Consider the following 10,450-nt stretch of genomic DNA (forward strand, 5'->3'; position numbering starts at 1 on the left):
TACCTATTATTGAACCATCCAATTTGTAACGTTCGCCCCTAAACGAGCGATCGCAGCAACCTGACTTTCTGTCTGTTCCTGAGTAGCGTTGTGTGGCGTCTGACCATCACCATCTAGCTCGATCAAGGCAGCGATCATAAACACATGACCTTGATATTTGATAATAGCCATATCATTTTCAACACCGCGATAGTTTGACTCCCCGCTCTTATTCCAGCAGATAGCACCGCTTGGTAACTTCGCCGGTAATTTCGTCCGGTTTTCGGTTTTAAGCATTGGTGCTAACATCGCCTGATCAGTTGAAGGATCGATTAGATGCCCACGATAAATTGCTCGCAACGTCTGAACAGCTTCCCACGCGTTAATTCGGTTGGACTTCCCGTTATTAATATTTGAGGTATCCATCATCTTCCGTTCAAGGCTTGAATAATGAGTTGGGCCAACGACTGTTGAAATCGTTTGATTGACGCCGCTAAAACCGCCTAACTTACTGATCAAAACGTTAGTGGCAATATTATCGCTCTTTTCAATCATCAGCCTGACTAGTTCTTTTACCGTATACTGCGTGCCCACTTTCTTATGTAGCAGAATGCCCGAACCTGAGACCTTATCTGCTTGCTGTAAAGTGTACGTATCGTTAGGGTGAATCGTCCCCTTCTTTAATTCCTGATAGTACCGAATTAAGATAAACAGCTTAATCGTCGAAGCTGACGACTGCGCATGCCCTGGCGACCAATTGGTCATATATGCCTGCTGGTTGCCATCTAAAGAAGACACTGCAACCGTCCACTTAGCAGGTCCCTGTGTCCCTGGCTGTATGCCCCTCATCGATTGGTTGATCACATTGACCAGCCCAGCCGAACTGTTCGAACCGACCCACTCAGTTGCCGTACCGTTAGTCGAAGCTCTGAGGTGTGGAACGTGAACGCGCTGGGGATTAATCACCCTTTGCGGTTGCTGATTTGACGCTTTCTGACTGGTTTCCGTGCTACTGCTGGAACGCGCGACCGTTTTGGCGTGATTATTCACGCCGCAACCGGTCAGCATCCCCGCAATAGCTAGCGTACCGAGTATGTAAAATTTTGATTTCATGAGCCGCCATCCATCCTTAAAACTTATGCTTTAATGCTAGCATATCTGTGATTCTTAATAAATAGTTAATTATCATATAATAGTGTTAATCTTTTACTGATGAAATGGAGTCCAAAGTTAATGATCAGTTATATTGATATTAGTCCAAATTGACTAATATACCAGCCCATGGACCACCTAATAATGGCCAAAAAAATAGAGTTGCAAGTTTAAGCGGCTAATGTCAGGCTTAGTTTTGCAACCCTATTCTTATCAACTTTAATTAATTATTCTCGAGTGATTCGCCTGATTTTTCAGCTTGTCCTTTATAGAGCCAGTGCGAGTAACTCTTGCTGCAGAAGCTTTGAGTCTTGGTCTTGTGACCCTTTTTATTTAAAGTAAGATACGTGCAAAAGCGTAATTTTTTACCACTTACTTGGAACTTATCGTAAATGTTTACTTCGTCGTTTGTACCCTTTACATAGTAATTTTTTGAACCCTTGGCATGATGATACGCTGTTTTAATTAATGAATTAGGATTATCAACTGGCAAAACCATCCATGCAAAATTTGATTTACCAACCCAAACATATTGCTGAAAGGATTCTTTGCCACTGAATGGAGAGACCCCAACCGACATTGTTTTAGCTCGCCAATCACCTCTCAGTGCTGTTGGTGTTCCCTTGGTCCACTTAGTTTTGGCACTGGCATTCTGCGAGCTGGCAAAAGCTCCGGCGATCGTTAAAGCAAAGGCAACTAAAATAATTTTAAAACGCTGTTTGATTTTCATACTAAACACCTTCCAATTTAATTAATGTTATGCAATAACTGGTTATTTCTTGTACATCCACAAACTCCAGGGATTACTATACTTGGTATATTTACCACTGTCATTTTCCCCGTACAGACGTGCTTGAAGTTTGCTGCCAACTTTGTGAAATTCAGTGTAACGACTCAGCCCCTTAAAGGCTGTCCCCTTAACATAGTAGAAGTTGCTTCCGCTCTTGTGATGGTAATACATCTTCTTTTGGGCAAAGAAATTACCGCCCGCACTGTTATTAATATCCGAGAAGTAGTCCTTTTTTAGGGAAACCCACATATATCCCTTTTGACCTTGCAGGCTTGAATCTGGTAAATCCCCCTTCTTCGATTTCCAATTACCACGTAGTGTAGTTGGTATGTATCTTGACCACTTAGTCTTAGCGCTAGCTTGTTGGCTCGTACCAAAAATGCCAGTGACTGTTAGAGCTAAGATGATCAACACAGTCTGAACATTTCGATTAATCTTCATACCGATTCCTCCCAAAGATGGTTTTTAGGTATCGATTATATTGCTATAATCAATGTTTTTATAATAGCACAACATTTGAAAATTTTGATGACCTCATAAGAGATTTACAAACTTTTTACAACCAAAGAAGGCGGCTATCCTCAGAACTATCATCGGACAGTCGCCTTGCATTGAATTTCTCTATCTGCTCACTTTAAATTCTTAACATACCAAGCATTACATGCCTCATGCGACGGCTGATCTCCCAGCGGTTCATCAAGCTGCTTGAACCCAACGTGCTGATAAAGGCCGCGCGCTGCTTTATAGTTCAAAAAGGTTTCGATGTAGAATTTTTCGTAACCGTACTCCTTAGCTGTTTTCTCAGCCAGAATTTCTAATTGATGACCAATATGGTGACCGCGCGCAGCAGGTGATAAGTATAATTTCTGGAATTCGGCCGTATTGGGATAGGTAAATGGTCCTAATCCAGCACCGCCGACCAATTCACCATCGACTTCTGCCACCCAATATTTAGCTCGATCCAACTGAGCGTAATGCTCTGCTAAGTGATCTAAGACCGCGTCATAGTACGGTGAACCAGGGATGTTATTGCCATACTCACGGATAGCAGCTTGGATAATCGCCTTAAGCGGTTGATTATCCCTTTTCTCGATAGGTCGAATTTTCATGTCATGTTACCTCCACTTGCGGAATCTTTTGATTGGACTCATAACTCGCATAGTCAGTTCTCTTCTCAACTGATTAAATTATTTTAACCTATTCTAGTCCTTTTACCATGCTTTGTTTCAAAATTATGAGATATACCAGGGCAGAAATTAACCAGTAACTCAACAACTAATAACTCATAATTAGCTCTGAAAACGCATTATTACCGGTAAATCCAAAGAATTATTTTGATTTGTCAAATAATTTTAGGCTATGCCGAATTTCCCCGCAGAAAAGTGTTATACTGTTTTCTGGGGACGAAGAGCAGTCCCAAGAGAGAGAGCCATAGGAAGTAGAAAAAAGCTAAACAGGCTATGAATAAGACGTACTGTTATGGTACGTCTTTTTTGCTGTCTTAAGTTAAGATACAGTCTATATAATCGTTCACGAAAGGTAAAAAGTCTTGCTAAGATTTTTCGAAGATATGATAGACATCGCTGGTTGTATTGGCGGTTGTTTTAATTTGATTGTTACCTTGGTTATTGCCGGTACAGTGCTATGGATATGCTTTGCGGCAATTATTGGTGCAGCGGCTCATTAATAGATAACGGGTTACCTTTTTAATCGAGGTAACCCGTTTTTTGGTCCCTAAACACTATAAGTGTACTCGTAAAAACTCAGTAATGATGTTAATGACTTCAGGTTGCAAAAACGCAGTATCCAAATGCTGTGCATTTTCCAGTTCATACAAGTCGGCAGTCATATGATGTGCAATTAAGTCCTCATAGAATTCTTCGTCGTCTTGCAATGGTGCAATATCATCAGCAGTGCCATGTAACAACAAGAACGACACATCTTGGCCCTTGATGAAGGTGTGCGGATTAGCTTGAGCTACTAAATCCGGATTATCTTCGGGTTCTCCATTCAGTAGATCTCGATAGATATAATCAAGTGCATCCGTATTTGAACGCTGCTTAGCGGTAAGTGGGCTGACAATTCCGCACCAAGGGATTGCGACTTTTACATCACTATTTTGATTTAAGTAATGACCTCTTTCATATTCTTGAATACCATTAGTTAATGCCACCATGCTAGCCAAATGGCCGCCTGCAGATTCACCCATAACAGCTGCACGTTGGGGATCAATTCCATACTGTCCTGCGTGAGCTTTAACGTATCGAATAGCTGCCTTGGCATCCTCTAGTTGTGCCGGCCAATGAGCTTGTTTGCTGTTTCGATATTCCACGCTAACGACTACGTAACCAGCGCGTACAAAATCAACCAAATTCGGCAATCGGCCGTTATAATCAACAGTTATCCACCCACCACCGCAAAACCAAAAGATTACTGGCAATGGCTGAAGCTGGTTTTCAAAAGGACGGAGAATCGATAAATGTAAATCAATCTTTGTTTGACCTGACTGACCAGACACCCGTTCATAAATTACATTTGTATCCTGCCAAACAGCTGGACGCTTGGGAGAAACTGCTATCTTTTTCTTCATTTTGAGTAGCCACCTCAATTCAAAATTTAATTTTAGTTTAGTACCCGTTTCTACAATTATAAACGATGGTTAAACCCCACAAAAAATACCCCATAGTAATGAAAACTATGAGGCATCTATAACGGCTTTTCTGTACAATTAGCTCTTAAAATCGTCAAAATCATTTAACGATGTAGTCGCTTATCAATTGCCCTAATTTCTTATTTAGCTGTCTGTCGGAAAATAAGTCGACGTAAACTTCGACACCGCTGTTTATAATCACACCAGTATCGCCATCTTTAGTATAGTTAGGTGCTTCCGGTGCCTTTTTCTTACGCCAACTAAAAAGAATAAATTCCATCTTCGAATTATTATAAACGGTTATTAGTTTAGCAGATGTTACTTCTTCCTCAAATTGCTGGCGTGCAATTTGTAAACACGTGTAAAAATCATCTATTGGTTTTTCATCAATGACGAAACCCTTACCAAAGTTATTTTGCACCATAAATTGGTTGAATTTACTAGGATCCGCGTTATTTGCAGCTAAAAAATCAGAAATCTTTTTAGTAGTCATTATCATGATTTATACCCCTCTACAATTATTTGCGTTGCTACTTAACTCACATTTTACTCCAAAATGATTGTTTATGATTGTCCAACATACACTGGATGGGGATTATTTGGTGCTAATTGTCACGTTTCGGAAGTATTTAGTAACTAATTGCATTTGATTGAGTACACCTCACTGATGCAGATAAATGCAGATAATTCAATCTAAACAATATCTTTTCTTGCATCGTCCTTTTATTTTGCTAAGCCTTCATAAAAGTTATTGGAAATACCAGCTAATGACGGTCATCCTTTACTAATTCCGGAAATACTTTCTTTAATCTCTCGTTATTTACTTTTTGTAAAATTCTAAATCCTTTTTGTTAAAATACACATGATTTTGAGAAAAACTTCATTTAATCAGTTCTGTAAATCTTATTTGTAAAATGTACTAGCTAATTAATGGCAATCAGGTTATTCTATTATTACTAAAGATTTCATTAGGGAGATTTTATGAATAAATCAGTTGTCACCATCGCTACCGCTACTAGTTTTTTACTAATTGGTGGTATTGCTCAAGCCAGCGTTAAAGAAACAAGTGTTAAGCCTGCTAAATTAACTAGCAAAAGCACATATGTAAAGGGGACAGCGACAAAATCAGCAACTATTAAGTTAAGTCGATATCAAACAACTTATGCCTCTGGGAAAGCCAGCAAACAAGGTAAGTTTAGCTTTAAATTAAAGCATAAATTACATGCCGGCTGGAAGTACCGCTTAACTATCTCTAAGAAGGGATACAAGACTTTTAAGACGTACGTGAAGATCGCTAGCGCTAAATCATCTTCACCCCAGAATACGCCTACCACAAGCTCTACTAACTCATCCAGCGTAACCACAGCTACTACAACTAGCACAACAAACACTACTTCACCATCTACAACCAATACAACTAGCTCAGCAGCTCAATCATCTAGCTCAAGTGGTAGTACCATTTCTAGCAGTACAGATCAGTCAAAGGTAGATGCACTTCAATCCCAAATTAACGATCTAGAAGAAAAAGTAACCCCCATAGATGACAAATTAGATTCTATGCAAACCACACGTGAAAACGCTCTACAAGACCTTTATACACCAGATTACTATGCTTATCATACTCAACAACTTGCGAAAGTCGAAGCAGCCAAAGCAAACTTAGACCCAACAACGGCATCGCCCATGGACATCCTACGAGCAACAGAAGCCGTTAACACTGAAAAAAATTGGATTGAAAGCGCACAAAAACAAGATGCAGAAACCAAAGAAGCACAGCAAACAATCAATAATACCCCAGATTTTGAAAAGACTTATCAAGATCTGTACAAACAAGGCTCGTCATACTGGGATCAGATCCACACGCTACAAGATCAATTGGACGCATTAGGATAATAAACTGATAACTCAATAAAGATTTAATATTCCCGCTTCAATATGAAATGCCCCATAATGGTTAGACAAGAAATCTAACTATTATGGGGCATTTTTTCTGACCAAATATTCAATAGAATTTAAAATACACATTGTCAAAAAATACTGGCTGTAAAAATCCTCTAATACATCTCAATAAATTAATCCATTAGTTTAATCATTCATATTTCCATAAATATCCTTAGCAGAATAACGATAATCGGCATTTTTATCTGAGCGATTTTTCAGCTCTTTCTCAATTCCGGCATCGCTATTTGTATAGACTTTTATATTTCCACTCTGATCTTTCTTTATAGCAGCTGCAACATCTATATACTGATCATCATAATCATCTTTATCTCGCTGCCATAGACGTAAAGCATATATGTAGTTATGGTCTGGACCCTTAAAAACATACCTTCCAGTTTTATAATCTTGTAATATTTGAACTCGGCTATAGTCATAAATATTACCTACACTGTGTGAATAAACTTCACTACCCATTACTTCTTTCATGGAATCAGCGAACTGTGAATCGTCCTCATCAGCGTACTTTTTCACCCAAGACACAACTTCCCACGCATCCGTTTTCCCTCTTGGAACTAAGACTCTATTTTGAACTGCCGTCTTTACCGAAAACAAACTAATAATTAGTAAAGTAACTATAATTCCGGAAATAGTCCAAGCCTTTCTCTTCTCTAAAATCACCTTTAACATTAAAAATACTCCCAACAAAATTATTTAAGCTTAATTATGGATTATCCCGGAAAGCTCTCGCATAAGCAACATAATTTTGATATTTAAATTTACTTTATATTGATTTTCCTAATATATTTATCGAAGCACAATTTTTTAATCATCAAGGGTATATCCTATTAAATCACCACTTTCAAAAAGAACAATTGGAGATTTCTTCCCGTAAATCAAAAAAAGCGACCAAGAGCATTAAATAATGCAGTCAGTCGCCGAACTTGTACTTCGAACAGTAACTCCGTTATTAAACTTAATATTGTCAATCTCCGTTAGTAATGTCACCTTTTCCTAATACCAGTATTTTTCTCAAGGGCTGCCTTACCTCGCTCATTCATCGACTCGTTGGATGATTCGTATAGATGTTGTGCCATATCTGGATCACTTTCTAGAGCCAGCAGCATTTTATTATCAGTGTCTGTTGGAAGCGAACCTGTTTCATAGCTCGCCACAGTGGTGACACTCCATCCAAGCAAGGTAGCAAAATCCCTTTGATCCAGACCAAATGAATGACGGATGTTTTTTATACGTATAGGAGTAATAATGCCATTAAATTTTCTATACTGATCTAGCGCAATCAAAATAGCATTATTATCCAGCTTTTCATCAAATACTTGCTCACCATCATCAACATTAAAACGGGCGTTAGTGACAACGTCTATTTGTTGTCCGCGAATAGTATAAACTTCATCTATAGATCTTACTTCTGTTTTCATCACTACCGCCTCCTGTAGTTGTCACTTCATTGGCTGATTCCATGGGTTTCAAAATCAACAACAATCCTGCATTAATTCCAAGTTGTGAAACACAATTTATCGGTCTCTAAGCTTATCCCCCATCATCTTTAGCATTTTCTATCTCTGCAACTTTTGCATCATAATTAGCCTGTAAATTTAACCAGGTTTGTATTGAAATTCCAGTTAATTTAGCAAGTCTCTTAGCTGTTTCTGCACTAACGTTAGCTTCGCCCTTTATAATCTTGCGAATGGTCATTGTAGATACTCCAAGTCTCTCGACAAACTCCGCTTGTGAAATATCCAATGCCTCAATTATTTCTTCAACGTAAGAGCCAGGATGAAAAGCAATTAGATCTTTATATTCAATTTCAGTAATTTGCATACGCGTCCGCCATCTCCGATAAGAAAGTACCTAAATTCATCATATCGATAAATTCACGGCAAGACAACTAGTAAATAATAGCTTGATTTTACATTCAGAATGATTGAAATATAGTATTAATTAAGTCATAATAAAGGCAAGATAAAGGCAAAGGAGTGACATTATATGGAAACCTACACGCCAACAAATTTTCGCAAGTATCAACATACTATTTTTGAAAATTTAGACAAGACAAAGAAGCCAATCGAGATTACAACTTCCAGGACTAAAGAGAATGGTGCAAATAAAGGATATGTTTTAATGACAAAAGATGTATACCAACAGTTGACCGCACTGCAATCTGAACAAGTACGACAAGCAGAAGCAGATATACGTCATTATGCTTTGAGCCATGATCCAAAGACTCCAGAAAACGAATCTGAAATGGAAGAGTGGTTAAATGCAGACTAATGATGTGGTTTCTCAATATGTGTATTTCACACAGCAAAGCGGTGGGAAGACTAGACCCCTACTGGTTGTAGCAACGAATTCGGATAAGTACCTTGTATACAAGATAACTTCTAAATATGAAAACAAACCAGAAGCAATCAAAGACCGCTATTTCCCGATTGAAGACTGGGAAGCTGCTGGACTTAATAAACCATCCTATGTCGATACTTATAGCGGGACGATGTGGTTGCCAACTGCTAGGATGCACAAGAAAATTGGTCATTTAACAGATAAAGACATATTACGCTTTCAACGATTCCTTAATCAAATCTGACGGCATTATATGTGGCACTAACATTCTTTTTGGATGTTGGTGCTATTTTTTGTACTCACGTTTATTATCAACATCAAAATAAAAAAACCATCCCCAACGGATGACTTATTCTAAGTACAACTAAGAATTAAAGTTATGATTCATACAGTAGTCGCTTAATTTCCGATATTGTCAGGGCTAAGTCCTGCTTTCCCTTGTGGTTTTTTGAAGCATGGGGTTCAAACTGAAACTGTCCCTGATAAAAATCACTTGCTGACTGTAAAGCCTGTACTGTAACCAACGAATCACCAGTAAACGGAATAACATTTTTATATAAGCTATTTAAAACATATTTCATCAAAGTTTTACCATATCCACTGCCTTGATATCGTCGATCAATTGCAAAATACACAATATCAATCGTTGAATAATCAGACACGCTACCAGACAATATCTGTTTTGCTTTACGATAAGCTCGCTTAATAGTCGTCAGACTAGCTGCAGTTGTAAAGAACCCTACCACCCGATCATGTTCTATATAGAGAAACGTTCGTGACAAGTTTCCCTCATCATATTTTAGCGCTTCTTCTTTTAGAAAGTTGTTAATATCCTGATATTCAGCTAACTCATGTTCATCACTGCAACTATTAGGAATACAATTAAAATTATCCAACCCCACGGCTTCTACTAACTGTCGCGAGATTGAATAAATACCAGTTTCATACATACTATCCCCAGAACCTCAATTCTGGAATTTTCTTAATTTCTTGATGTGCTTTGTCTAGTTTTGCTTTTCGTGCATTTGTTAATTTACCGTTAACACGTCTATTTAAATTCAACATTTCTTGTGGCGACAGCGAGAACGTTTTTTTATTTAAGTGATTAATAGTTGCCATACTAGCCCCCACCTTTCCATCAATAGATTATCATAATTTGAACACATATACCAACTCAAAGCCAGCTCCAACAACATACCAGAAAGTGCCCCAGCAATCCCCGCTGAGGCACTTAACGTTTAATATTCAATTCAAAGATCCGCGTTAACTCTGCTTTTCCTTCACCGCATGCTTAAAGTACTTCTCCTCGGCCTCTTTCCGCAACCTCACCGCTTCGGCAAAGTCTGGCGTCACGTGGTTCAGCACGTACTTGCCGTGGAACATCAGCCGGGCGACAAACCGCTGGGAGGTGGTATCAAATGACACGCCGATAACCCCCGTCCGGTTGCGCTTGCCCTTATACAGGCTGGAATAGCTGATGCCGTCCTCGTTGTGCAGCGGGTTGCCCTGACTGGCGACAAATGCCTTGTTGCACCGGGCCGCCTTACTGGAGACTTCCCGCCGCAAGCAGCCGCAGGACT

The 10,450-nt window shown here is 39.0% G+C and carries 14 protein-coding genes and 1 pseudogene; 3 read left to right on the plus strand and 12 right to left on the minus strand.

The window, feature by feature from the left end; translation table 11 throughout:
* Positions 1-6: 6 nt before the first annotated feature.
* The 6 genes from JUE95_RS11395 to JUE95_RS11420 all read right to left on the minus strand — a co-directional run bounded on the left by JUE95_RS11395 (position 7) and on the right by JUE95_RS11420 (position 5,070).
* Positions 7-1,092, minus strand: a complete 1,086-nt coding sequence (locus JUE95_RS11395) for a serine hydrolase (RefSeq protein ID WP_203651688.1) — start codon at positions 1,090-1,092, stop codon at positions 7-9.
* Between the two features lie 262 nt (positions 1,093-1,354).
* Entirely contained in the window at positions 1,355-1,861 is a 507-nt protein-coding gene (locus JUE95_RS11400; RefSeq protein WP_203651690.1) for a hypothetical protein, read from the minus strand.
* A gap of 42 nt (positions 1,862-1,903) precedes the next feature.
* On the minus strand, positions 1,904-2,362 hold the full coding sequence (locus JUE95_RS11405; RefSeq protein ID WP_203651692.1) for a hypothetical protein: 459 nt from the start codon (positions 2,360-2,362) through the stop codon (positions 1,904-1,906).
* A gap of 188 nt (positions 2,363-2,550) precedes the next feature.
* Entirely contained in the window at positions 2,551-3,030 is a 480-nt protein-coding gene (locus JUE95_RS11410) for a GNAT family N-acetyltransferase (protein WP_203651694.1), read from the minus strand.
* A 632-nt stretch (positions 3,031-3,662) separates the two neighbouring features.
* On the minus strand, positions 3,663-4,511 hold the full coding sequence (locus JUE95_RS11415; RefSeq protein ID WP_203651696.1) for an alpha/beta hydrolase: 849 nt from the start codon (positions 4,509-4,511) through the stop codon (positions 3,663-3,665).
* Positions 4,512-4,671: 160 nt separating this feature from the next.
* Entirely contained in the window at positions 4,672-5,070 is a 399-nt protein-coding gene (locus tag JUE95_RS11420) for a hypothetical protein (protein WP_203651698.1), read from the minus strand.
* Between the two features lie 482 nt (positions 5,071-5,552).
* On the opposite strand from JUE95_RS11420, the gene JUE95_RS11425 reads away from it, so the two are divergent.
* Positions 5,553-6,464 (plus strand): hypothetical protein, encoded by a 912-nt coding sequence (locus tag JUE95_RS11425; RefSeq protein WP_203651700.1) that lies wholly within the window; start codon positions 5,553-5,555, stop codon positions 6,462-6,464.
* Between the two features lie 192 nt (positions 6,465-6,656).
* Here JUE95_RS11425 and JUE95_RS11430 read toward each other — a convergent pair whose 3' ends face one another.
* The 3 genes and pseudogenes from JUE95_RS11430 to JUE95_RS11440 all read right to left on the minus strand — a co-directional run.
* Positions 6,657-7,199 (minus strand): hypothetical protein, encoded by a 543-nt coding sequence (locus JUE95_RS11430; RefSeq protein WP_203651708.1) that lies wholly within the window; start codon positions 7,197-7,199, stop codon positions 6,657-6,659.
* A 314-nt stretch (positions 7,200-7,513) separates the two neighbouring features.
* A complete protein-coding gene (locus JUE95_RS11435; RefSeq protein WP_203651716.1) occupies positions 7,514-7,948 on the minus strand; it encodes a type II TA system antitoxin MqsA family protein in 435 nt (144 codons plus the stop codon).
* Between the two features lie 115 nt (positions 7,949-8,063).
* Positions 8,064-8,351: pseudogene (locus JUE95_RS11440) on the minus strand (HigA family addiction module antitoxin); the annotation flags it as partial.
* Positions 8,352-8,516: 165 nt separating this feature from the next.
* On the opposite strand from JUE95_RS11440, the gene JUE95_RS11445 reads away from it, so the two are divergent.
* Positions 8,517-8,801: a hypothetical protein gene (locus tag JUE95_RS11445; protein ID WP_203651724.1), complete on the plus strand. Its 285-nt coding sequence runs from the start codon at positions 8,517-8,519 to the stop codon at positions 8,799-8,801.
* Positions 8,791-9,114 (plus strand): putative type II toxin-antitoxin system PemK/MazF family toxin, encoded by a 324-nt coding sequence (locus JUE95_RS11450; RefSeq protein ID WP_203651726.1) that lies wholly within the window; start codon positions 8,791-8,793, stop codon positions 9,112-9,114. The genes JUE95_RS11445 and JUE95_RS11450 overlap by 11 nt, the downstream gene beginning before the upstream one ends.
* A 133-nt stretch (positions 9,115-9,247) precedes the next feature.
* Here JUE95_RS11450 and JUE95_RS11455 read toward each other — a convergent pair whose 3' ends face one another.
* The 3 genes from JUE95_RS11455 to JUE95_RS11465 all read right to left on the minus strand — a co-directional run.
* Complete coding sequence (locus JUE95_RS11455) at positions 9,248-9,820, minus strand: GNAT family N-acetyltransferase (protein WP_203651728.1); 573 nt, start codon at positions 9,818-9,820, stop codon at positions 9,248-9,250.
* 1 nt (position 9,821) lies between these two features.
* The gene (locus JUE95_RS11460) at positions 9,822-9,989 is read right to left on the minus strand and encodes a hypothetical protein (RefSeq protein ID WP_203651730.1); all 168 of its coding nucleotides are present in this window, start codon (positions 9,987-9,989) and stop codon (positions 9,822-9,824) included.
* Between the two features lie 144 nt (positions 9,990-10,133).
* Positions 10,134-10,450, minus strand: a 317-nt coding sequence (locus tag JUE95_RS11465; RefSeq protein ID WP_203651732.1) for an AP2 domain-containing protein, incomplete at its 5' end; no start/stop codon positions are given.

The organism is Secundilactobacillus yichangensis, assembly GCF_016861565.1.
Lineage (GTDB): Bacteria > Bacillota > Bacilli > Lactobacillales > Lactobacillaceae > Secundilactobacillus > Secundilactobacillus yichangensis.

Coding starts and splice junctions, on each gene's coding strand:
- JUE95_RS11395 (WP_203651688.1), bottom strand. CDS start 1,092: ATGAAATCAAAATTTTACATACTCGGTACGCTAGCTATTGCGGGGATG.
- JUE95_RS11400 (WP_203651690.1), bottom strand. CDS start 1,861: ATGAAAATCAAACAGCGTTTTAAAATTATTTTAGTTGCCTTTGCTTTA.
- JUE95_RS11405 (WP_203651692.1), bottom strand. CDS start 2,362: ATGAAGATTAATCGAAATGTTCAGACTGTGTTGATCATCTTAGCTCTA.
- JUE95_RS11410 (WP_203651694.1), bottom strand. CDS start 3,030: ATGAAAATTCGACCTATCGAGAAAAGGGATAATCAACCGCTTAAGGCG.
- JUE95_RS11415 (WP_203651696.1), bottom strand. CDS start 4,511: ATGAAGAAAAAGATAGCAGTTTCTCCCAAGCGTCCAGCTGTTTGGCAG.
- JUE95_RS11420 (WP_203651698.1), bottom strand. CDS start 5,070: ATGATAATGACTACTAAAAAGATTTCTGATTTTTTAGCTGCAAATAAC.
- JUE95_RS11425 (WP_203651700.1), top strand. CDS start 5,553: ATGAATAAATCAGTTGTCACCATCGCTACCGCTACTAGTTTTTTACTA.
- JUE95_RS11430 (WP_203651708.1), bottom strand. CDS start 7,199: ATGTTAAAGGTGATTTTAGAGAAGAGAAAGGCTTGGACTATTTCCGGA.
- JUE95_RS11435 (WP_203651716.1), bottom strand. CDS start 7,948: ATGAAAACAGAAGTAAGATCTATAGATGAAGTTTATACTATTCGCGGA.
- JUE95_RS11445 (WP_203651724.1), top strand. CDS start 8,517: ATGGAAACCTACACGCCAACAAATTTTCGCAAGTATCAACATACTATT.
- JUE95_RS11450 (WP_203651726.1), top strand. CDS start 8,791: ATGCAGACTAATGATGTGGTTTCTCAATATGTGTATTTCACACAGCAA.
- JUE95_RS11455 (WP_203651728.1), bottom strand. CDS start 9,820: ATGTATGAAACTGGTATTTATTCAATCTCGCGACAGTTAGTAGAAGCC.
- JUE95_RS11460 (WP_203651730.1), bottom strand. CDS start 9,989: ATGGCAACTATTAATCACTTAAATAAAAAAACGTTCTCGCTGTCGCCA.